This window comes from Methylomonas rivi, from assembly GCF_024505165.1.
Lineage (GTDB): Bacteria > Pseudomonadota > Gammaproteobacteria > Methylococcales > Methylomonadaceae > Methylomonas > Methylomonas rivi.
Genome location: NZ_JANIBK010000059.1, coordinates 1 through 20,680, shown reverse-complemented (window position 1 = coordinate 20,680; position 20,680 = coordinate 1). Strand labels below are relative to the sequence as shown.

Here is a 20,680-nt window from a genome sequence, read left to right as displayed (position 1 = left end):
AAAGGACTGGCCTTATTCGAGTTTTCATAATTTCGTCAAGCAAGGATTTTATCCCGAGAACTGGGGTAGCATTATGCCGTTGGATATTGAAGGCATTGAATAACTCGAAAGATGCGCCGCCCGTTGGTTGGCGCATCCTACGGGCTGCGGGCGCGGGTGGATAAGCTCTGGCGGGCTTTTATGGAATGAAGTCTTTTTATGCCGAAACTAACGGTGAGCCTGTCGGATCAAGTTTGAAGTTCTACAAATCAGGTAAAAGTGATTGGCGCATGGGCTGTGTCAAAATGTGGATAGACAGGCAAAAAACGACCCGTTTCTGACATTCAAACTTGTTTTTAAGTAAGCAGGACGTTATTCAGTTTTTTGATAATATACTGATTTTATATCTCGTTAGGCTCAAATTAGTAATGAGTGACAATTTTTTTTATAAGTTTCGTTCGATCTCAAGGTATCTCATCGAATCTATCGTTACGCCTAGTATTTACTTTAGCAAGCCAGCAGAGCTTAACGACCCCTTTGACTGCCAGTTGAATATTAAATCATTGTTTGGTGACAAACGCTTTTCTACAGACAAGCGCTTGATTAATGTGAAAGAAAATTTTAAAGTTTTACGATTTCTTAACGACACCTCCTCGCTTCCAGGATTTTCAGAGCATGGAATTTTCTGCGTTTCTAAATCGAATGTTGTAGATAAAAATGAACCCCTCATGTGGTCTCATTATGCTGATCAACACAAGGGAGTTCGCCTCAAATACAATGAGCCAACTTTGCTTCAATCGCTTCCTGTCTGCACTTCGTTTACAGATGTTTTTTATGATTCTGATAATAAATTTATTGAGTTTCTGCTCGAAAGCGATAAATCCGATTATGAGTTCTATTCAGAGTTTTGTAGTCGTTATTTATCCGTAAAGCATCCTGCTTGGGAATACGAACAAGAATTTAGATTTTTTCGCCCACAATTTGGCACTTTCAAAATTGATCCCGCTTGTTTGGTGGAAGTATGCTTTGGATTGAATACACCCAAAGAGGACATTAAACTCCTCATGGAGTATGCTTCCAAACATTGTGGATGTAAGGCTTTTAAGAAAAAGATACGAGGCAATGGATTGTTTGATTCTGATGAGGAAGATGTTGCGGATTGCCATCTGTAAAAATTAGACAAAACACGTTGACTGTCTGCAATTGGCCCAGGCTGTGTAAAAACGCAAAAATAAAATTCAAAAATTAAAATTTCTCCCACTTTTTGGTTATTTCATCTGCTTAGATGAATAAATCTTTCCACCTAGAAATAAAATGAGCGAGCCAAGTTAACTTATTTTTCCACCGCTTTTCGGATTTTTACGTTTTTACACACCCTGGGCCGAACGAAGCCATCCAGTTCCACTCAATAATCTCAAGTCTCAATCAAACGTTTTTCAATTCATGCGGCACTGGTGTTGAGAGTTGATCTTTGAACAACGCCGCTATTAGCTGGGTTTGAAAGACGATGCCCACAAAACGCCCGTCGGCGTCGGTAATGGGGATGTGGTGGTGGCCTTCGTTGACAATCAGCGGCAGCAGTTCCGCAATATGGGCCGTGGCGGGCAGGGTTTTTACTTGCCGGGTCATGATGTGTCCCAGCGCTTCCGGTTTATCGGTGTGGGTATCCGGCGTGCTTTTGACGAAGGCCAGCCATTTGTCCTGCAAGCCGCGGTACGGTGTCAGTTGCAGGTTTTTGAAAAAATCGTGGCGGGTGACGATGCCGATCACCCGGCGAGCCCGGTCCAGTATCGGCAGAACCGTCAATTGCCGGCTGTGCATTAAGCGCCAGGCGGCTTCCACTTCGGTGGCATATTCGGCGGTGACGATATTGTCCTGCATGATGTCGCCGCAGCTCAGCTTGCCGGTCCGCTTTTGAAAGCCCTGCAATTGCAGGCGGCTATAGATTTGCAATAGTTCGTCCGCCCCTATGTCCAGAAAATGGCCGTAAGCTTGGGTAACCTGTTTGATGTCGCGCAGGCTGATGCCGGTTAGCTTATCGGTGCGCGCCTGCTGTTGAGTTGCCGGTTTGGGTGGCGATAGTTGGGCCGGATAATCCCGCCGCAAGATCAGCCGGTTGATCAGCACGGCGAGGACCAGCATGAAAAGCAGGTTGACACCGACCGGGATCAATAAAAAATCCAGGTCCGGCCCGGGATGCCGGGCGTGGTTTACTATCGGCGCCAATGCGGTTGCCGCTCCCGGAGGGTGCAGGCAGCGCAACATCAGCATCGCCCAGATGGCCAGGCCGACGGCCAGCGCGGCCGCCAAGATCGGGTCGTGAATATAAAAGGCGCAATAAACGCCCACCGTTGCCGATAACAGCTGTCCGCCTATAAAAGGCCAGGGTTGGGCCAGCGGGCTGCCGGGAATCGCAAACAAAATCACCGCCGATGCGCCCATCGATGCCACCAGTGTGGGCATATGTTCGCCGGCGTAAAACCGAGTCAGCAAGCCGGTGCAGAAAATCGCGGTAAAACCCGCCAGGGTGGCGATGCATTTTTCCTTCAGGCTTAAACTGACCGGATCGATAGCGAGATAACGCAGCGATGGCCGCATGCTGAACTCCGAAGTCGAGTTAAATTTTAAGCCTAGTCCAAAGTTGCCGAGGCCACGTGAAAGGCGTCGGCATACATGTCCTGTAGACTCGCGCCATGCAAATAGGCTTGGCGTTTGCTCTGATTGACCATGTCCGGATGCCCGCATAAATAAACCCGCCAGCCTTTCAGGCTGGGGAGCGTGGATAGCGCCACGTCATTGGCGCGTCCCGATGCGAAACCTTCCGGCGCATCACCTTTGGATACGCACGGGGTGTAGTGAAAATTAGGATATTGCCGCGCCAGTTGCCGCATTTCGTTTATCCAATACAGGCCGTCGACTTCGCGGCTGCCGTGGAATAAGTGAATGTCGCCGCTGTGGCCGTGATGCAGAGCTTCGCCGATGATGCCGGCCAATGGCGCCAAGCCGCTGCCGGTGCCGATCAGCAGCATGTTTTGCTCCGGTTGATTGGGCAGGTAGTAACACAGCCCTTGCGGGTCGGAAACGGAAAGTGTGTCGCCGATATTCAATTCCCGGTGCGCCCATTCGCTAAAGCGCCCGCCCGAAAGCCGGCGGATGTGGAAAGTCAGCTTGTGGGTATGGATGCGGTTATTGGCAATCGAATAACTGCGGGTCAGGCCGTCGGCGCGCCTTAAATTCACGAACTGGCCGGCGTAGTAATCCAGCGCTTCCCGGCATTGCAAGGTCAGCAACAGGGTTTCCGCATTGAGCAATTCCTTGCCGATGACGCTGGCTTCGGTAAAAAAGTCCGCCGGCGGCGTCAGGCTGATGCGCATAGCCTGTTGCGGATAACACAAACAGGCCAGGAAATGGTCCTGGTGCCTCAATACATCTTTTAAACCCTTTTGCGCGGCGACGGGCGGCGGGCCGTCAAGGCTGCGGATCATGCAGCTTTGACAGGCGCCCTCCCGGCAGGCGTGAGGGATGTCGATATGTTCGCGCAGCAAGGCATCGAGAACCGTTTCGCCGCTTTGGCAAATGACTTCGCGATTGTCCAGGGTAATTTTATGCAACGACATCCCTCTGCCCCCGATTAGCGGTTCAAGACATCGGCACGGGTGCTTTCCGCGATGGCGGCCACTTGGTCGATCAGGTTTTGCGGGACGCTCAGTTCTACCAAAGTGCCTGTCAGGTGCTCCATTACCGCGTCGAAGTGGGAATCGTCCAGACCGAGTTTTTGTACCAAATGGGCGTGGGCCTGGCGCATGTCGGCGCCGTTATAGTTGTTGGGGCCGCCGAAGGCCATGGTCAGAAACGACTTTTGTTTGGCGGCCTGCTTTTCGATATCGGTATTCTCGAAAAACCGGTTGATACGGTGATCGCCGAGCACTTTGCGGTAAAAAATATCCACGGCTGCATTCACGGCCGCTTCGCCGCCTAATTGTTCGTAAAGGGAAAGAGAGGTTTCGGTCATGATCGGTTTCCTGGTTGAGTTAAAAATGCAAGCAAGCGGTTAAGCTCGGCGGTAGGTTAAGGGAAAAAAGCCAGTTATGCAACTTTTTTATTATAAAAGTATTTTATATTGCTTAATGAGCGCGCTTGCGGTTCGCCTGTGCTAGAATTTTGCCGTTGTTACTTTCCATATTTTTTTCGATTTAAGTGCCCGCTTATGACAACCCAAACCGGATCGCGACAAGAACAGATCATGACTTTGCTGCTGAATTCGGCGGATGGCCTGAGTATCGATGAAATGGCGGCCCGGATGGACATCTCCCGAAATGCGGTTAAGCAGCATTTGATGGGGCTGGAAAAACTGCAATGGGTCAAGGAAGCGGCATTGAACAGCACCGGAGGCCGGCCGGCGCGCAGTTACAGTTTGACCGAACAGGGCTTGAACCGTTTTCCCAAGCAATACGCCTGGTTTTGCAACCTGTTGCTCGACGATTTGGCGGCGGAATTATCGACCGAAGCGCTGGAAAAAATGATGTGGAAGATGGGGGTTAAACTGGCGCAATCCCTGGCGCCGCAATTCAGCGGTAAAAATGCCCAGCAAAAATTGGTGGCGTTGGTGGAACTGATGCAAAGCCTGGGCTATCACGCGGAACTGGAGCAGCAGGATGGCGTGCCAAGCATCAAGGCGGTCAATTGCGTTTATCACGATCTGGCCCGGAAACACCCCGAATTGTGCCATTTCGACCAGGCCTTGATCGGCACCTTGCTGGAGAGGCCGGTCCGGCAGACCCACTGCATGGCCAAGCAGGACTGCGTCTGCCGGTTTAATCTGGCGTCAAACAAGGAATGATTGGAACGTTGCGGAAACAAGGGCCGGCGGCATTGAACGGGCTCGATTTCGCAACGGGGCGGATATCAGGATTTAATATTGTCCGCATGTAAGCCGCATTCCTTTTTTGCGGCGTCTTCCCACCACCAGCGGCCGGCGCGTTCATGCTGGTTCGGTAATATGGGCCGCGTGCAGGGTTCGCAGCCTATGCTGACATAGCCTTGTCCGTGCAGCGGGTTGTAAGGCACCTGATAGGCTTCGATGTAATCCCACACTTGCGCCGACGACCAGTTCAACAGCGGATTGAATTTGATCAGTTGTTTGCCGGGGCCGGAAAAAGCCGTATCGAGTTGTACTTCCGGAATGTCGCTTCGGGTATCCAGGCTTTGGTCCTTGCGCTGGCCGGTAATCCAGGCATCCAGCGTGGCCAGTTTGCGGCGCAGCGGTTCGACCTTGCGGATGCCGCAGCATTCTGTGTGGCCGTCTTCGTAGAAGCTGAACAGGCCCTTTTCTTTGACAAAACGATCCAATACCTCGCGGTCCGGCGTCAGCAGTTCGATGTCGATTCGGTAATGCTTGCGGACTTGCTCGATGAAGCGGTAGGTCTCCGGATGCAGGCGGCCGGTATCCAGCGAGAATACTTGAATGTCCTTGCGGATTTGCAAAGCCATATCGATCAGAACCACGTCTTCGGCACCGCTGAAAGAAATGGCGATATTGTCGAACCGGGCCAGCGCGGCTTTTAAAATCGTGCGCGGATTTTTACCTTTCAGTTCGGTTTGGATTTGGTTTAAGTCGAATGCGGTCATGATTGCGAAAAATAACGGGTCAAAAAGTCATCGAAACTCAGCGTGTCGGCCGCTTCGATTTCAGCTTGTTTTTGCAGCGACAGATTGGCCAGGTCGGCAAATTGTTGCTGCACCTGCGAATCCAGCGGCTGCGAGGTGAAGTAATGTTTATGCAGCGCCGAAGTGTTGCTGGCGAAGCAGCCGAATTCCTGGCTGTTGTGGGTCATGCAAGCCAGGATGTGGGCGGAAGGGGTCAGGGCTGGGTTATCGACCATGGCTTGCTGCTGTTGCAAGGCCAGTTGGTACGGTTTATCCAGGCTGCCCAGATCCAGCAAGGCGCAAATCGGCTGCATGTTGTCCAAAATTTGGTGGGCCCATTCCCGCAAGCCGATGTCCTGGCCATTCTTGCTCAGCATCAGTCCCGGTTTGCGGCCCTGATTGGCGACCAATAGCTGATTGCGGTTGTTGATTTCCAATTCTGCCTCGGCTTGCGGCGGACTGTCCTGTAGTAGGCAGCTCAGTAGAAAAGCCTCAATGAAACGGGCGGTGCCTTCCTCGATGCCGATAGGGTTGAACAAGTTCAAATCCAGCGATCGCATTTCCACATACATCACTCCGCGGCGTTTTAATGCCAGCGTGGGTTTCTCGCCTGATTCGGCGATTTGCTTGGGCCGCATGGTACTGTAGAACTCGTTTTCGATTTGCAGAATATTGGCGTTGAGCTGTTGATATTCGCCGTCGACTTTGATGCCGATTTTTTCATACTCCGGATAAGGCGTGTTGATGGCGGCGCTAAGGCTTGCGACATAGCCGTCCAGCGAGTTGTAATCGATTTTCAGCCCCGCCTGATTTTTGCTTTTGTAGCCGATGTCGCTCATGCGTAGCGAAGTGGCATATGGATGATAGAGGGTGTGGGCATCGAATTCCTCGAAATCCTCCATCAACCGCGGACGGCTTTTGAAGAAGCTTTTGCAAATCGCCGGCGAGGCGCCGAACAAATACAGCATCAGCCAGCCTTTACGCTGGAAATTGCGGATCAAGCCGAAATAGCCGTCGGCGATAAAGTTTTGCAGCGGCCCCACGTTGCCGGCCTGCCGGTGCAGCATAGGCCATAGCGCTTGCGGCACCGAATAATTGAAATGGATGCCGGCGATGGCTTGCATGGTGCGGCCGTAGCGGTGCCACAGGCCCTTGCGGTAAACGTGTTTCATCTTGCCGACGTTCGAGTCGCCATATTCGGCTATCGGCACGCTCAAATCGCCGTCTATGCCGCAGGGCATGCTGGTGGCCAGCAGCATTTCCTCGCCCAATTGCGGGTAAACGAATTGGTGGATCTGGTGCATGTAGCCCAGGGTTTGCTTGATGTCGGCAAACGGCGGGGTAATGAATTCCAGCAAGGCTTCGGAATAATCGGTGGTGATATACGGGTGGGTGAGGGCGGAGCCCAAGGCCTTGGGATGCGGCGTCTGCGAAATCACGCCACGCCGGTTGATGCGCAGGCTTTCCTTTTCTATGCCTTTCAACCCCAGCTGCAGCAGATGGTGCAAGTTGTTATCGATCAGGTATTGCAAGCGTTTGGGGAGGTCGTTTTGTAGACTAATCATGAATGGGTCGCGGATGTGGCATGAATAGCACGCGAGTGCTGATATAATCCGACCCATTATAAAGGGTCGATCCGCCATTGCAGAAATATTATCCCACTCCCGTTCATGACGATGCCGCGCTGGCCGCTTCCGGCGTTCTGCCTCCCGCGACGCTGGCGCGTCCCTGTGCGTTGCAGGTTTTGCGCTCGGTATTCGGTTACGACAGTTTCCGCGGCCAGCAGCAGGCAATCATTCAGCAGGTGATAGACGGCCGGGACGTGCTGGTATTGATGCCGACCGGCGGCGGCAAGTCCTTGTGTTACCAGATCCCGGCCTTGGTCAAGGATGGGGTCGGCGTGGTGATTTCGCCCTTGATTGCCTTGATGCAGGATCAGGTCAGCGCCCTGCATCAATTAGGGGTAAAAGCGGCGTTTTTGAATTCGACGCTGTCGCTGGAGCAGGTCAGAGACATAGAACGGCAGTTATTGAACGGCGAGCTGGATTTGCTGTATATCGCCCCGGAACGTCTCAGCAACAGTCGCACCCAAGCCCTGTTCGGCCGTTGCAACATTGCCTTGTTCGCGATAGACGAGGCCCACTGCGTATCGCAGTGGGGGCATGATTTCCGGGCCGATTATTTGCTGCTGTCGGTACTGCATGAACAATTCCCGCAAGTGCCGCGCATCGCCTTGACCGCCACCGCCGACGAACGTACCCGCCAGGAAATCATTACTCGGCTGGCGCTGGAAAATGCCCAAGTATTCATCAGCGGTTTCGACCGGCCCAATATTCGTTATCGCATCGTGCAAAAAGATAACGCCCGCCAGCAATTGCTGAGTTTTATTTGCGCCGAACATGCCGGCGATACCGGTATTGTCTATTGTCTGTCGCGTAAAAAGGTGGAAGACACCGCAGAATGGCTCCGGCAAAAAGGTATCCGCGCATTGCCTTACCATGCCGGCATGAGCCATGAGCTACGGCAGAAAAACCAGCACCAGTTCTTGATGGAAGACGGTTTGATCATTGTCGCCACCATCGCCTTCGGCATGGGCATAGACAAACCCAATGTGCGTTTCGTGGCCCATCTGGATTTACCGAAAAGCGTAGAGTCTTATTATCAGGAAACCGGCCGCGCAGGGCGGGACGGTTTGCCGGCCAATGCGTGGATGGCGTACGGGTTGCAAGACGTGCTGACGTTGAGGCAAATGTTGGCGTCTTCCAATGCCGACGAGGCGCATAAACGCATCGAATACCACAAACTGGATGCCATGCTGGCTTTGTGCGAAACGGTCGGCTGCCGCCGCCACGCCCTGCTGGCCTATTTTGGCGACGCACAGGGAAGTGCTAGTGTCGCGGGAAGCAGGACGCCGGGAGCGACCGATGATTTGAGCGCAGGTTGCGGCAATTGCGATACCTGTTTGGAGCCGGTGGAAACCTGGGACGGCAGCATTGCGGCGCAACAGGCGCTGTCCTGTATTTACCGCACCGGGCAGCGGTTCGGCGTAACGTATTTGATCGATGTATTGCTCGGCAAAAACGACGAGCGCATCCGCCAATTCGGCCATGACAGGCAATCCACTTTTGCTATCGGTAAAGCATTGGATGAAAAGCAGTGGCGCTCGGTATTCAGGCAGTTGGTGGCCAAGTCTTTGGTGGAAGTGGATTTTGAAGGACACGGCAGTTTAAAGCTGACCGATGCCTGCCGGCCGGTGTTACGGGGCGAGCAAACCCTGATGCTGCGCAAGGATGCGCAAATCGCCAAGACCAAGAAGGAACGCTACGAAAAACGCCAGCCGGGCGGGGCGGATACTGAGTTGTGGAATGCCTTGCGGGCAAAACGCCGCCAGTTGGCGGATGGACAAGATGTGCCGCCGTATGTGATTTTTCACGATGCCACCCTGATGGCCATGGTGGAAAACCGGCCGCGCACCCACCGTCAACTGGGGCTGATTTCCGGCATAGGCGAACGCAAGTTGGCCTTATACGGGGATGCGTTTCTGGCGGTGTTGGCGGAATTCGACGAACAGGAGAGCGGCCCGGCCAACGATACCGTTGCCGAAACGCTGGATTTGTTTAAGCTGGGCTACAGTATCGAACAGGTGGCGCAGCAGCGTGGCTTAAAATCGGATACGGTTTACACGCATCTGGCCAAGGGTTTGGAGGCCGGGTTGGTGAGATTTGCGGATGTATTGGACTTGTCGGCCCAGGAAATCGCCGAGATTGAAGCGGTGTTATTGGCCATGCCGGATGAGCAACGCAACGCCTTGAAGCCGGCCTTCGAGCAATTGGGCGGGGCTTACAGTTATGGGGTATTGCGTTGCGTCAGGGCCGCCTTGCAAAGCAAGCTTAGATGACGTACCGGTTGGCGCTGGAAAATTCGTAGCGGTTTTTTAAACAATGATCCAGCCATTTTTGCAGAAAATAATTCAGCCGCCATTTGTATTCCTGAATTTCCAAAGCCCGTCCCGGGTTTTGATAGACCCGGTCTACCGCCGGACGGTCATGGTCGCGGATCACTTCGGCCAGTTGCGCATCCATATAAATGCGGATTTTCACGGCGGGCGCCATCAGTTCGGACAGCTGTTGAGTGAAGCAATGGCTGAGTTCGATGGTCAGCGTGTAGGGGTTGCGCTCCAGAATGTCCAGGTGCAATGCCGGTTGGTTGTCGGTGCGGCCGATCGCGGTCTTATCCAGCGCGCATAAATTGGGAATTAAGCGAAACAATTTTTGATAATTGGTTTCGCAGATTTTTTCCAGGCACAGCGAGGTATTGATCGGTCTGAGCCGGCTCATGTCAGTCTTCCCGGTAACAGGCGTGTGCGCTGGCGGTTTCCCACAGCACCACCTGATCGACGTTTAACCCCACTTGTTTGAGGTGCCGGTAGATCATTTTGCTCAGCACTTCGGCGGTCGGGTGTTCGTCGAGGGCCAGAAAGCGCTCGTTGTTGGCGGTCAAGGCCGGAATGATGGGGTCGTCTTTGTGCAGCAGAAAATTGTGGTCCAAATGCTGATCGACGAACGATTCGACCGCATCGCGAACGTCGGCGAAGTCGCACACCATGCCTTGTTGGTTTAACTGCTCGCTTTTGATGGCGATGCTGGCTTTTACGCTGTGGCCATGCAGGTTGCGGCATTTGCCGGGATGGTTCATCAGCCGGTGGCCGTAACAGAAATAAACTTCTTTGGTGATTATGAACATAATTTAACGCGTCCCTGTGCCGAGGCCTTGTAGATTAACTGCCTTTGATACTTTTAATGGAGGCGGCAATCTCATATTGATTTTCATCGCGCTTTACGCTGCGCACGACTTCGATAAATGCCGTCATCGGCGGCGTGATGGATGTTTTGGGAATAATGCTGACTTCCATGGCCAAGCCGGCTTCGAAGGACTGGTCGGCCAGAAAGGATACCCCTGCACCGCTCAAGGTCGTGCAACGGCCTGTTTTTATTTCATGCGAGTTGGCGAGTCTGTAAGTAATGTCGCAGTCAACTTCCATGCGGATGTAGTCGCGCTTTTCGTCATGTGCCAGCATTAGGTTCCTCCGACAGTAAAATCAGGTTTTGAACTAAAAATTAACGGACGGAAGTTTACTATAAAAACCAAGCTCTTGGTTATCCAATCGGCGGCATGGTCTCGAGCGGTTAACCGCGGGCTTTATTGTCTGACTATCCGCCATGAATTGTGTAGAATCCCAAACTTTTATGAAAATAAGATTTAGGGTGCACAGTTAACTTTTATGAGTAAATCCATTGTTCTGACCGGCATTACCACTACCGGTACGCCGCATTTGGGAAATTACGCCGGCGCCATACGCCCGGCGATTAACGCCAGCAAGGACGAACAGGTCAGGCCGTTTTATTTTTTGGCCGATTATCATGCCTTGATCAAATGCAGCGAACCCGCGCGCGTCAAGCAATCCAGCCTGGAAATCGCCGCCACTTGGCTGGCATTGGGTTTGGATACCGAGAACGCGGTATTTTATCGCCAATCCGACGTGCCGGAGATTTTGGAACTGACCTGGATGCTGACTTGCGTGACCGCCAAGGGGTTGATGAACCGGGCGCACGCGTATAAAGCGGCTGTGGCGGAAAACGAGGAGACTGAAGGGAATGATCCCGATAAAGGCATCACAATGGGCTTGTTTAGTTATCCGGTATTGATGGCGGCGGATATTTTGATGTTCAATGCCAATAAGGTACCTGTGGGCAGGGATCAAATTCAGCATATCGAAATGGCGAGGGACATTGCCAGCCGCTTTAATCATATCTATGGCGAACATTTTGTGTTGCCGGAAGCCGTGCTGGATGACAATGCCGCCACCTTGCTGGGGCTGGACGGGCGCAAAATGAGCAAGAGCTATAACAACACCATTCCTTTATTCGAGCCCGAGAAAAAATTACGCAAGTTGATCAACAAAATCAAAACCAACTCCCTGGAACCGGGCGAACCGAAAGACCCGGAAGGTTGCACGTTGTTCGGTATTTACCAGGCTTTTGCCAATCCGTACGAATTAAATGCGATTCGCGCACGTTACGCGGAGGGCATAGCCTGGGGAGAAATGAAGCAGGTATTATTCGAGAAAATCAATGACGAAATAGCGCCGGCTCGCGAGCGGTACGAGGCGCTATTGCAAGCACCGCGGCATATTGAAGAACAACTGCAATTAGGCGCGGAAAAAGCCAGAGCTATCAGCCGGCCCTTTATTCAACAATTACGCGAGGCGGTGGGAATTGCGCCGATAGCGGGCAGCTAACAGTATTTCGATCCGGTGAAAGTCATGAATTTTTACATTGGCCTGATTTTATTGAGCGGTTACGTTAATTTGAGTTGGGCCGATGACTTTAAGCTGACTTTTTCCCAGGACATCATTGAAGCCGCCGGGCAACAAGCCGACGATCTCGGCGACCTAGCCTTGCCTCCGCCGGAAAAGCCGGTCAACCCTGTTCCTATACCGGCCGCTCAAGAAGAAACCCGCCAGTCGCGCATGACCGAAGCCGGAAAAACCGAAAAGCAGCCGGAAACCCTAGAGCCGGGTACAAGGCCGGGTTTCCGTTCATATTCCGCGCGTTCCCAACTTTCGGAGCCGCAAAATAATTTTTTGCCGATTCAAGATGTTTCCGCCAACCATTTTTGGGGACTGGGGATGTCCGCCGATAATGCGAGTTTGGGAAACGAGTCCAGGCATGCCGGTGAGCACAATCAGATGGTTAACGACCCGTTCGCGGAATTGCATGACGAAATGCGGCTGCTGGTGGGAGAAGACATGTATGCCAAAATGGTCTGGACTTACCTGGATGTCAAACAGTTGGACAACTGGATTTATGCCACTATCAAGCAGTCCGAATTGTTTGCGCGGGATTCGCTGATCGTCGGAATTAACGACCAATTAATGGTTGGGCTAACGTCTTTGGGGTTGGTGGGCTCAAATGATCGAAACCTTGCATTCGAGGAACAGTTGGCCGCAGGTAATCAGGAAAACGGCCGGCAAATAAACGGGCTTAACAATGCCGAGCAAATGATAAACGATGCGGTTATGCGGGCTGAATTCGAAAGGAATAGTAGCTTTTTCGGCGTGTTGAAATATTTAACAGTCAATAACTTTTTGTATTTATTACTATCGGTTTTAGTTTCGGTGTATTTGGTTAAACTGGTAAGGTTTTTAATTCGACAACAATGATTGCGCAGGAAGTAAATCCGTGTCGGTAGCACTGGTCTATTTCATCAAATTACTCGTACTGCCTCCCGCGTCATTGATTATTTTGGCCATGGCGGGGCTTTTAATCCATCAGCGTAAACAAGGCCGTATTGTTGCGCTGGTCAGTTTGACTGTGTTGTTAATGTTGAGTTTGCCGATTGTCGTCGCGCAATGGGCGCGGCACTGGGAGCGCTTTCCGCCGTTGCGGGCCGGCGGGATTAAGCTTTTCAAACCCCAGGCAATGGTGGTCATCGGCGGCGGCATGGTGTTGAATGCCGATGAATACCCATCTCCTCGAACGATCAATCATCGAACCTTATTACGCATTCGTTACGCCGCCAAACTGGCAAGAGAGGAGGATTTGCCTATACTGGTATCCGGCGGCAACGTTATGGATGCGGGCGGTATTCCCGAAGCACGGATAATGGCCGATGTACTGGAGCAGGAATTTAAAACCCCGGTGGCATGGTTGGAAACCAAAAGCCGGAATACCGCGGAAAATGCGCGATTCAGCGGCAGCGTATTAGGCGGTCTTGGTATTAATAGAATCGTTTTGGTTACGCAGGCTTATCATATGCCGCGGGCGGTGATGGAATTTCGTAAGGCCGGTTTCCAGGTGTTGCCCGCGCCAACCGCATTTATAGGCGGAGCTTCTGAATTGACGCTATTCGATTTTTTGCCCTCGCCGGCCGCCTTGGCGAATAGTTTTTTATTGGCGCATGAACAATTAGGTATGTTTTGGTACCGGATTCTATCTTCGGATTAAGTTTGAGGCTTTGTCGGCTAACATGAAAATACTCCATACGCTTTATTTGACTTGGCTTTTAATCGGGTTGAATAGCCCTGTTTTTGGAGGGGAGAGTAATTTGCCGGATATGCTGCAACGTATCAAACCCGCCATTGTGGCGGTAGGCACTGTTATGCCTACCCGAAATCCCCGGGCTGTATTTCTTGGGACGGGCTTTGCGATTGCCGATGGACGTCAGATTATTACCAATGCGCATGTGGTGGGCAAAGAACTGGATGCGGCCCATCTTGAACAGTTCGCCGTGTTTTTTCGTCAGGATGAGCGCGAGCATATGCTGATTGCGGATTTAACGGCGATCGATCAAGAGCATGATTTGGCGATACTACGCTTGCAGGACGGCAAATTGCCCGCGCTTGAAATCGGCGATTCCGGGAGAGTCAAGGAAGGCCAGTTGTTTGCCTTTACCGGATATCCGATAGGGATGGTGCTGGGACTGTATCCCGTTACCCATCGCAGCATTATTTCGGCCATATCGCCCAATGCCATTCCTGTAATCGCCAGCCGGCAGTTAAACGTCAAAATGATAAAAAAGCTGGCAACCCCTTATGAGGTATTTCAATTGGATGCCACGGCTTATCCCGGCAATAGCGGCAGCCCCTTGTACGACATCGACAGCGGAAAAGTGGTAGGCATCATCAATAAAGTCTTTGTGCAAGGCAGCAAGGAAAATGCTCTTAGCAATCCGAGCGGTATTTCGTATGCCATACCTTCAGAGCACATCAAACAGCTTTTAAATCAAAAAAGCATTCAATAAATCATTCGTACACACAGACCGGAATGGGAACCGCAGCATGATTAGAATTTTTCGACACTATATCTCGACCGCCTACTTGTGGTTAATGGCCGTGGAATGGATGGTGTTTTATTCGGCCATGCATTGGGGGGCCGCGGTCAGGTTTTTGTATACCTCTTCCTGGTATACCCAGGAAGAAATGTTTTGGGCATCGATGGTCTTTTCCTGCGTCTTTACCCTATGTTGTTCATCGATCGGTTTGTATCGGAAAACCTTGGATAGGGAAGAGTACAACCTGCTGGAAAGAATCAATTACAGTTTCGTCGTGGCTGTTTTTTCTTTGGTATTAATTTATTACAGCGTGCCCGAATTAATGTTGGCCCGTAGCGTATTGATTTCCGCTATTCTGTTTTCGTTTGTCGGCATGTTGCTGACCCGGTACTTTTTTTATCGATTTATCAATCTGGATAATCTGAAACGAAAAGTATTGGTTATCGGCAGCGGCCAGAAAGCCAGCGAGTTGGAGATTGTGAATTCCAGTTTTGTGTATCGCGGTTTTGAAATCGTCGGTTACATTGCCTTGGATGACGACGTGATTTCGGTTCCGGATCCCGTCTGGCTGAACGAAAGTCTGACGTTGGCCGATGTGGTTAATCAATATAAAGTGGACGAAATTGTGATTGCGGTGGATGACCGGCGCAAAAGGTTGCCGGTTGACGATCTGCTGGATATCAAGATGTCGGGTATTATCGTGATGGATTTACAATCTTTTTACGAGAGAGAGCAACGGCTGGTGTTTCTGGAAGCCTTGAGTCCGAGCTGGCTGGTGTTTTCGGATGGATTTGTCAATACCGGGACCCGGCCGCTGGTCAAGCGCAGCTTTGATGTGCTGGCCAGCATTTTGTTACTGTCTGTCAGTTGGTGGTTGATGTTGTTCACCGCAATCGCCATTTATATCGAGAGCGGTTTTGGGGCGCCGGTACTGTATCGGCAAACCCGGGTGGGGTATCGCAATCAACCTTTTCAGGTGATTAAATTCCGCAGCATGCGGGTCGATGCGGAAAAAAACGGCGCTCAATGGGCCAGCGAAACCGACAACAGGGTAACGCGGGTCGGCAAAGTGATACGTAAGTTTCGTATAGACGAGTTGCCGCAATTGTTTAATGTGTTGAAAGGCGATATGAGTTTTGTGGGCCCCCGCCCCGAGCGTCCGGAGTTTGTGGAGGGCTTTGTAAAAAGCATTCCCTATTATGCCGAGCGCCACCGGGTAAAACCGGGTATAACCGGCTGGGCGCAACTGTGCTATCCCTATGGCGCGAGCGAGCAGGATACCTGGCAAAAGCTGCAATACGATTTATATTATGTCAAAAACTACAGCTTGTTTCTGGACATGACCATCATGCTGAGTACCGTTGAAGTGGTGTTGTGGGGTAAAGGCGCCCGCTGATTAATTGATGGCGACTTTGACGTTGACTTCCAAACCGATGGGAACTTGCATGTCACCGTCCGGTTCCACAAAGATCTGAATGACGTCTATATCTTTACGCTCTGTTGCCGTTTTGGCAAAAACGGTTTTTTTACCCATGATTTGCTTGACCAAACTGACATGGGCGGGAATTTCCCTATCGCCTAAGCCCCTGCCGAAGATCAATGCCTTCTGGCCTTCTTTCAGCGCCAAGGCATAGTTTTCATCGATTTCGGCCCTGACGCGCAATTGGGCCATATTGCCCAACAATACGGCCGGCTCGGGGCTGCCCACCGAAAATGTCGATTCGCCCACGCGCAGAATGGTCTCCAAAACCGTACCGTCTATAGGGGCGGTCAAGTAAGTTTCCGCCAGTCGGCGTTGGGCGGCTTGTAACTGCGCTTCCGCGACGGATACTTGGGCTTGCGCCACTTGTTTGTCGACGTCCCGGACGAAATGGGTCAAAAAACGTGTCTCGGCATGCAAGCGGCGGCTATCCGCTTGTTTCAACTTGGCATTGGTTTCGGCCAGATCGCGCTCATCTTCGGAGGCGTATTTGTTATTCCGTAAGTGTTCTATGCGATCCAGTTTACGGCTAGCATACTCGGCGTCCAGGGTAGTAACCTGCTGGGCATGTTTTTTAGCTTCAATTTCATAGGGGTTGACACCCGCTAACACTTTATCCAATTCCGCTTTAGCCGCCAGCAATTGGCTTTCGGCCACGGTCACCGCGGTTTGTTCCTCGCGATTCTGTTGCATTGCCAGTATGTCGCCGGATTTGATCTGTTGGCCGATTTGAACGTGGTATTCACCGAGTATGCCGGGATGTTTAAAAGCCAGCCTACGAACCTCGCTGGCGGGTTCCACATAGCCGATGCCCTGAATCCAGCGTTGTTCGGCCGAGACGGCGGGACTTAAAACTAAAAAAGATAACAACAGGTAAGCGTAGCGTTGCATGCTAATATCCTGGCGGGTTGTAGTTAAGGTTGAGTATAGAAGATGTTTTCGGCGGCGGCCGTTTGCGCTTGTTCCGATAGGATGCCGTCGGCGATTGATAATATCCGGTCGAACAATGGCAGCATGCGGGTGTCGTGAGTGACCACCACGAGCACGGCTTTTTCCATTCTGGCCTGTTCCAAGAGCAGTTCGACGACCGTTTTGCCGGTATTCCAGTCCAGTGCCGCTGTAGGCTCGTCCGCCAGGACGATGGATGGGCGGTGCAATAATGCCCGGGCAATAGCGACCCGTTGGCGTTGCCCGCCGCTCAGCTGCGCCGGGTGTTTATACCGCATGGCTTTTAATTCAAGGCGATGCAGCAAGCCATCCAACCGCTGCTTAATATCGTCATCTTGCATGCCGGCATTGCGGCCTACGATGGCAAGATTTTCCTCGATGGTTAAAAAAGGCAGCAGTTGCGCATGTTGAAAAATAAAGCCCAGTTTTTGCCGCCTGACTTCCGTCAGGCTGCTTTTGTCGGAAAAGTTTACGGTATCATCGGCGATTAATAATTGACCCTCGCTGGGCGCCAGCAAACAGCCTAAAATCGACAACAGCGTAGTTTTACCCGATCCGGAAGGGCCGACCAAAACGGACGCCTGGCCTTCAAAAAACTCAAGATCGACACGTTTCAAAACCAGCTCGACGATGTCGCCCGTGCCGTAACTTTTGGCAATGCCCTTGCAGGTCATAATGCTTTTCATCCGTGAAACACCATGACGGGATCCAGCTTAAAAATAGCCCGTATCGAAAACCAGGATGCGGCGATACAACATAGCAGGGAGAAAACGACCAAACCGGTGGATACCAAGGGCGTGGTTTCGAGCGGAATGGGCGTGCTGGCGGACGCATTGCAGGCCAGGATAAATAAAATGGAACCGGTAATAATGCCCAGCCCGCCTAGACTCAGGCTTTGCGTTAAAACGATCCGCCGTAATGTTTTCTGATGAAAGCCCAGTGCCAACAGGGTGGCGTAATTGCCGAGATGGTCCTGGGTAATGGCAAACAAAGTCTGACTCATGATCACCGCGCCAACCAGCAAGCCCAGCGCGGCGGTAATGATTACCGTTATCCCTACCCCGGTTTCCAGCATCCAATATTTGACCGAGCGTTCGGCGAATTCGGCGGTGGTCAGCACTTCGACGTTGGCTACTTCCCGGGCAATCCGATCGCGGATCACGCCCGGGTCAACGCCAGGTTCTACCTTGGCTAAAACAAAAGCAATTTCTTCATCTTTATAATACGGCGAATATTTCAAGGCATTTTCGATGGACGTAAACACAAAAGGCGCGGCGGTAAAGGTTCTGACGCCTCTGGATACGCCGCCTAAAATGACTCTATTCCCCTCTATTTCCGCTTCGTCGCCCAGTTCGCGGAGCCCCAAAACATCGTAAGAAAGTTCGTCGATAATCACGGTTTCAGGTTGTTCGATATTGTCTATATGGCCGGATATCAGTTGCCAGGGGCCGCCGGCGTGACTGCTGTCCAAACCCACGATTTCAACATTAATGCGTTTGCCGGCGGGGTGTTGCCAGGTAGCCCAACCCATCAGCATGCCTTCCGCCCAAACAACACCGGGAACGCTGCTAACCTGTTGTACGCGATGGCGGGGAATGGCGGTGCCGTAATCGAAGGCGCGAGTTTCTTCCGCCATGACCCAAATGTCGACACCGGCATGGCGAATGATGGCGCTATTGGTGTTGATCCAGCCGACCAGCAGGCCAATTTGCGCGGCCGCCAGAAAGAACGCAATAGCAATGCCTATCACCGTCATGGCGAAGCGCAAATGGTTATGAAAAAGCATTTGGGTTGCAACGGGGATGACGACGGTGTTCATACGTAAATGATGATTTCTTTAGATTTAAAGAGGCTATCTGAATTAACGACTAAAATTTACTGTCCGTTAGAATTAGGTTTCTTCCCGAGAAAAAGACAGAATTCATCTTGAGAAATCAATCTAAACAAGTTGACAGTATAGCAAAATACACAGTACAAACCCTGGCACATTAATCAGGAGCATGGCGATGACAGAATTTAATTATCAGCAGGCATTTTCTCGCAATATCGGCTGGGTAACTGAACAGGAGCAGCAAGTTCTAAGATGTAAAAAAATCGCCATTGCCGGTTTGGGCGGAGTCGGTGGTAGTCATCTGCTGACGTTGTCCCGGCTAGGGATAGGCGCTTTTCATATCGCCGATTTCGATAAATTCGAGTTGCCGAATTTTAATCGCCAGGCAGGCGCAACCGTTTCCCATCTTGATAGACCCAAAACCGATGTGTTGGCGGAAATGGCCCAAGACATTAACCCCGAGCTTCAAATAAAAAAGTTTCCTGATGGCGTTACAATAAATAACCTGTCGGAATTTTTTACAGGTGTCGATTTGTATGTCGATGCGCTGGATTTTTTCGCGTTTGAGGCCCGGGAAATGGTGTTTGCTTACTGCGCGGAGCAGGGTATTCCCGCCATCACGGCGGCGCCATTAGGCATGGGAACCGCCGTATTGAATTTTTTACCGGGCAAAATGACCTTCGAGGAATATTTTCGGCTCGAGGGGAAATCGGAAACCGACAAAATTTTGCATTTCTTGTTGGGCTTGTCGCCTGCGATGCTGCAGCGCGGGTATTTAGTGGATCTAAATAAAGTAGATTTTATTAATCACAAGGGGCCATCTACACCCATGGCCTGTGAAATGTGTGCAGGAGTTGCTGCCACGCAGGCGTTGAAGATTTTGTTAGGGCGAGGGAAAGTGCTAGCGGCGCCATGGGGGCTGCAGTTTGATGCGTACGAGATTAAGTTGGTTAAAACATGGCGTCCTGGCGGTAATAATCACTTCATCCAGCGTTTTGGAATTGCCATCGCCCGCCGCCAATTTATGAAGTTGACCTATTAGAAGTCTTTGAAAAAGTCTCTTTCTATAAAATTACTTGATTTTTATATTTGTGGTGCATCCTGTTAATGTTATTCGATAATAAAGAGGTGGTTATGCGATTGTTTGAGTTTGGCGATTTGGATGGTGTTTCAAATCTTTATCATATTTATTTGAGGGAGTATTTGGTTTTTTTTTATAAGGTTTTTGGATACTACAAGTTATGGGTGCCAAGTTTTTCTAATTTTATTAAAAGGGTAGGTAAAAACAAATATTTAGAGTGTTGTTCTGGTGCAGGCGAGCCTTTGACGTTGATTGATTCGCAATTGGATAAAAACGAAGTTGGTCTTGTTAATTATCTTTTAAGCGATATTAGACCTAATCCAGACGTCGTTAATAAATTTAATCAGAATCAACTGTCTAGGTTTCGTTATATTGAAAATCCAGTGGATGTGACTCAAGATTTGGATAAGTTCGATTGCCCTAAAATTTTCATAAATTCATTTCATCACTTTTCAAAAAAACAGGTCGAAAAAATATTGATTAATAACTTTAAAAACAAGAATGAAATAGTAGTGTTGGAGTATGTAAGTAACTCATTGTTAGGGTATTTGTCCATGACCGTTGGGCCGCTTGTCGTGTTTCTTACGCTGCCTTTCCTTGTTAAGTTGCGACATTTGCCTATAATGGCGCTCTTTACTTATGTTTTTCCTTTGTTTCCATTGATGATGCTCTGGGATGGAATTGTGTCGTGCTTACATGAGCATTCAGTTGAAGATTTGAAACAAATCGTAAATAAACTTGGTTTGGATATTGAGATTTCTGCGGAAAAAAAACGGAGTATGTTGTATCCAGCCGGCGTTTCATTTTTAACGATTACTTTTCCGGAATAATGTGGTTGACTATATTTTTTAATTAATGATGGTAACCCCCCGGCTGTGCCGGG

General features: G+C 50.8%; 21 protein-coding genes. 10 read left to right on the top strand and 11 right to left on the bottom strand.

Features of this window, described 5'->3' with window-relative positions; all coding sequences use genetic code 11:
• The first annotated feature begins 407 nt into the window (after positions 1-407).
• On the top strand, positions 408-1,151 hold the full coding sequence (locus tag NP596_RS12040) for a DUF2971 domain-containing protein (RefSeq protein WP_256615608.1): 744 nt from the start codon (positions 408-410) through the stop codon (positions 1,149-1,151).
• 253 nt (positions 1,152-1,404) lie between these two features.
• On the opposite strand, the gene NP596_RS12035 is transcribed toward NP596_RS12040, so the two are convergent.
• From NP596_RS12035 to NP596_RS12025, 3 genes are read right to left on the bottom strand one after another with little or no spacing between them, the layout of a single operon-like run.
• Positions 1,405-2,577: an HPP family protein gene (locus NP596_RS12035; RefSeq protein WP_256615607.1), complete on the bottom strand. Its 1,173-nt coding sequence runs from the start codon at positions 2,575-2,577 to the stop codon at positions 1,405-1,407.
• Between the two features lie 32 nt (positions 2,578-2,609).
• Positions 2,610-3,596 (bottom strand): 2Fe-2S iron-sulfur cluster-binding protein, encoded by a 987-nt coding sequence (locus NP596_RS12030; RefSeq protein ID WP_256615606.1) that lies wholly within the window; start codon positions 3,594-3,596, stop codon positions 2,610-2,612.
• 14 nt (positions 3,597-3,610) lie between these two features.
• On the bottom strand, positions 3,611-3,991 hold the full coding sequence (locus tag NP596_RS12025; protein ID WP_256615605.1) for a group I truncated hemoglobin: 381 nt from the start codon (positions 3,989-3,991) through the stop codon (positions 3,611-3,613).
• A gap of 195 nt (positions 3,992-4,186) precedes the next feature.
• Between NP596_RS12025 and NP596_RS12020 the strand changes: the two genes are divergently transcribed.
• Positions 4,187-4,819 carry a helix-turn-helix transcriptional regulator gene (locus tag NP596_RS12020; RefSeq protein WP_256615604.1) on the top strand — a complete coding sequence of 211 codons (633 nt, stop codon included), beginning with the start codon at positions 4,187-4,189 and terminating at the stop codon, positions 4,817-4,819.
• A gap of 65 nt (positions 4,820-4,884) precedes the next feature.
• Here the strand turns inward: NP596_RS12020 and NP596_RS12015 are convergent, their stop codons facing one another.
• Both NP596_RS12015 and gshA read right to left on the bottom strand, forming a co-directional pair.
• Positions 4,885-5,607 carry a phosphoadenylyl-sulfate reductase gene (locus NP596_RS12015; protein ID WP_256615603.1) on the bottom strand — a complete coding sequence of 241 codons (723 nt, stop codon included), beginning with the start codon at positions 5,605-5,607 and terminating at the stop codon, positions 4,885-4,887.
• A complete protein-coding gene (gshA, locus tag NP596_RS12010; RefSeq protein WP_256615602.1) occupies positions 5,604-7,190 on the bottom strand; it encodes a glutamate--cysteine ligase in 1,587 nt (528 codons plus the stop codon). Before gshA ends, NP596_RS12015 begins: the two co-directional genes overlap by 4 nt.
• 137 nt (positions 7,191-7,327) lie before the next feature.
• Between gshA and recQ the strand changes: the two genes are divergently transcribed.
• A complete protein-coding gene (gene recQ, locus NP596_RS12005; RefSeq protein ID WP_256615610.1) occupies positions 7,328-9,523 on the top strand; it encodes a DNA helicase RecQ in 2,196 nt (731 codons plus the stop codon).
• Here the strand turns inward: recQ and NP596_RS12000 are convergent.
• Genes NP596_RS12000 through NP596_RS11990 form a run of 3 tightly spaced genes read right to left on the bottom strand, consistent with a single transcriptional unit; the run spans position 9,516 to position 10,702 of the window.
• Positions 9,516-9,962, bottom strand: coding sequence for a DUF1249 domain-containing protein (locus NP596_RS12000; protein WP_256615601.1), 447 nt, complete (start codon positions 9,960-9,962; stop codon positions 9,516-9,518). The genes recQ and NP596_RS12000 overlap by 8 nt on opposite strands.
• 1 nt (position 9,963) lies before the next feature.
• Positions 9,964-10,368 carry a 6-pyruvoyl trahydropterin synthase family protein gene (locus NP596_RS11995; protein ID WP_256615600.1) on the bottom strand — a complete coding sequence of 135 codons (405 nt, stop codon included), beginning with the start codon at positions 10,366-10,368 and terminating at the stop codon, positions 9,964-9,966.
• A gap of 34 nt (positions 10,369-10,402) precedes the next feature.
• Positions 10,403-10,702 (bottom strand): PilZ domain-containing protein, encoded by a 300-nt coding sequence (locus NP596_RS11990; protein ID WP_256615599.1) that lies wholly within the window; start codon positions 10,700-10,702, stop codon positions 10,403-10,405.
• 204 nt (positions 10,703-10,906) lie between these two features.
• Between NP596_RS11990 and NP596_RS11985 the strand changes: the two genes are divergently transcribed.
• The 5 genes from NP596_RS11985 to NP596_RS11965 all read left to right on the top strand — a co-directional run bounded on the left by NP596_RS11985 (position 10,907) and on the right by NP596_RS11965 (position 15,853).
• Positions 10,907-11,923 carry a tryptophan--tRNA ligase gene (locus NP596_RS11985; RefSeq protein ID WP_256615598.1) on the top strand — a complete coding sequence of 339 codons (1,017 nt, stop codon included), beginning with the start codon at positions 10,907-10,909 and terminating at the stop codon, positions 11,921-11,923.
• Positions 11,924-11,947: 24 nt separating this feature from the next.
• On the top strand, positions 11,948-12,847 hold the full coding sequence (locus NP596_RS11980; protein ID WP_256615597.1) for a hypothetical protein: 900 nt from the start codon (positions 11,948-11,950) through the stop codon (positions 12,845-12,847).
• Positions 12,848-12,866: 19 nt separating this feature from the next.
• Entirely contained in the window at positions 12,867-13,631 is a 765-nt protein-coding gene (locus NP596_RS11975; protein WP_256615596.1) for a YdcF family protein, read from the top strand.
• A 109-nt stretch (positions 13,632-13,740) separates the two neighbouring features.
• On the top strand, positions 13,741-14,427 hold the full coding sequence (locus NP596_RS11970; protein ID WP_256615609.1) for a S1C family serine protease: 687 nt from the start codon (positions 13,741-13,743) through the stop codon (positions 14,425-14,427).
• A gap of 37 nt (positions 14,428-14,464) precedes the next feature.
• Entirely contained in the window at positions 14,465-15,853 is a 1,389-nt protein-coding gene (locus tag NP596_RS11965; RefSeq protein WP_256615595.1) for a TIGR03013 family XrtA/PEP-CTERM system glycosyltransferase, read from the top strand.
• On the opposite strand, the gene NP596_RS11960 is transcribed toward NP596_RS11965, so the two are convergent.
• Genes NP596_RS11960 through NP596_RS11950 form a run of 3 tightly spaced genes read right to left on the bottom strand, consistent with a single transcriptional unit; the run spans position 15,854 to position 18,671 of the window.
• Positions 15,854-16,828, bottom strand: a complete 975-nt coding sequence (locus NP596_RS11960) for an HlyD family secretion protein (protein ID WP_256615594.1) — start codon at positions 16,826-16,828, stop codon at positions 15,854-15,856.
• Positions 16,829-16,851: 23 nt separating this feature from the next.
• Positions 16,852-17,571, bottom strand: coding sequence for an ABC transporter ATP-binding protein (locus NP596_RS11955; RefSeq protein ID WP_256615593.1), 720 nt, complete (start codon positions 17,569-17,571; stop codon positions 16,852-16,854).
• Positions 17,568-18,671 carry an FtsX-like permease family protein gene (locus tag NP596_RS11950; protein ID WP_256615592.1) on the bottom strand — a complete coding sequence of 368 codons (1,104 nt, stop codon included), beginning with the start codon at positions 18,669-18,671 and terminating at the stop codon, positions 17,568-17,570. Before NP596_RS11950 ends, NP596_RS11955 begins: the two co-directional genes overlap by 4 nt.
• A gap of 220 nt (positions 18,672-18,891) precedes the next feature.
• Here NP596_RS11950 and NP596_RS11945 point away from each other — a divergent pair, with 220 nt between their 5' ends.
• Both NP596_RS11945 and NP596_RS11940 read left to right on the top strand, forming a co-directional pair.
• Complete coding sequence (locus tag NP596_RS11945; RefSeq protein ID WP_256615591.1) at positions 18,892-19,758, top strand: ThiF family adenylyltransferase; 867 nt, start codon at positions 18,892-18,894, stop codon at positions 19,756-19,758.
• A 65-nt stretch (positions 19,759-19,823) separates the two neighbouring features.
• Positions 19,824-20,627: a hypothetical protein gene (locus NP596_RS11940; protein WP_256615590.1), complete on the top strand. Its 804-nt coding sequence runs from the start codon at positions 19,824-19,826 to the stop codon at positions 20,625-20,627.
• Positions 20,628-20,680 lie beyond the last annotated feature (53 nt).

What these genes read in the sequence shown, in the direction of transcription:
- NP596_RS12035 (WP_256615607.1), bottom strand. Translation starts at nt 2,577, where the DNA reads ATGCGGCCATCGCTGCGTTATCTCGCTATCGATCCGGTCAGTTTAAGC.
- NP596_RS12000 (WP_256615601.1), bottom strand. Translation starts at nt 9,962, where the DNA reads ATGAGCCGGCTCAGACCGATCAATACCTCGCTGTGCCTGGAAAAAATC.
- NP596_RS11955 (WP_256615593.1), bottom strand. Translation starts at nt 17,571, where the DNA reads ATGAAAAGCATTATGACCTGCAAGGGCATTGCCAAAAGTTACGGCACG.
- NP596_RS11950 (WP_256615592.1), bottom strand. Translation starts at nt 18,671, where the DNA reads ATGCTTTTTCATAACCATTTGCGCTTCGCCATGACGGTGATAGGCATT.
- NP596_RS11945 (WP_256615591.1), top strand. Translation starts at nt 18,892, where the DNA reads ATGACAGAATTTAATTATCAGCAGGCATTTTCTCGCAATATCGGCTGG.
- NP596_RS11940 (WP_256615590.1), top strand. Translation starts at nt 19,824, where the DNA reads ATGTTATTCGATAATAAAGAGGTGGTTATGCGATTGTTTGAGTTTGGC.
- NP596_RS11965 (WP_256615595.1), top strand. Translation starts at nt 14,465, where the DNA reads ATGATTAGAATTTTTCGACACTATATCTCGACCGCCTACTTGTGGTTA.
- NP596_RS11995 (WP_256615600.1), bottom strand. Translation starts at nt 10,368, where the DNA reads ATGTTCATAATCACCAAAGAAGTTTATTTCTGTTACGGCCACCGGCTG.
- NP596_RS12030 (WP_256615606.1), bottom strand. Translation starts at nt 3,596, where the DNA reads ATGTCGTTGCATAAAATTACCCTGGACAATCGCGAAGTCATTTGCCAA.
- NP596_RS12015 (WP_256615603.1), bottom strand. Translation starts at nt 5,607, where the DNA reads ATGACCGCATTCGACTTAAACCAAATCCAAACCGAACTGAAAGGTAAA.
- NP596_RS12040 (WP_256615608.1), top strand. Translation starts at nt 408, where the DNA reads ATGAGTGACAATTTTTTTTATAAGTTTCGTTCGATCTCAAGGTATCTC.
- NP596_RS11985 (WP_256615598.1), top strand. Translation starts at nt 10,907, where the DNA reads ATGAGTAAATCCATTGTTCTGACCGGCATTACCACTACCGGTACGCCG.
- NP596_RS11990 (WP_256615599.1), bottom strand. Translation starts at nt 10,702, where the DNA reads ATGCTGGCACATGACGAAAAGCGCGACTACATCCGCATGGAAGTTGAC.
- gshA (WP_256615602.1), bottom strand. Translation starts at nt 7,190, where the DNA reads ATGATTAGTCTACAAAACGACCTCCCCAAACGCTTGCAATACCTGATC.
- NP596_RS11970 (WP_256615609.1), top strand. Translation starts at nt 13,741, where the DNA reads ATGCTGCAACGTATCAAACCCGCCATTGTGGCGGTAGGCACTGTTATG.
- NP596_RS11980 (WP_256615597.1), top strand. Translation starts at nt 11,948, where the DNA reads ATGAATTTTTACATTGGCCTGATTTTATTGAGCGGTTACGTTAATTTG.
- NP596_RS11960 (WP_256615594.1), bottom strand. Translation starts at nt 16,828, where the DNA reads ATGCAACGCTACGCTTACCTGTTGTTATCTTTTTTAGTTTTAAGTCCC.
- NP596_RS12020 (WP_256615604.1), top strand. Translation starts at nt 4,187, where the DNA reads ATGACAACCCAAACCGGATCGCGACAAGAACAGATCATGACTTTGCTG.
- NP596_RS12025 (WP_256615605.1), bottom strand. Translation starts at nt 3,991, where the DNA reads ATGACCGAAACCTCTCTTTCCCTTTACGAACAATTAGGCGGCGAAGCG.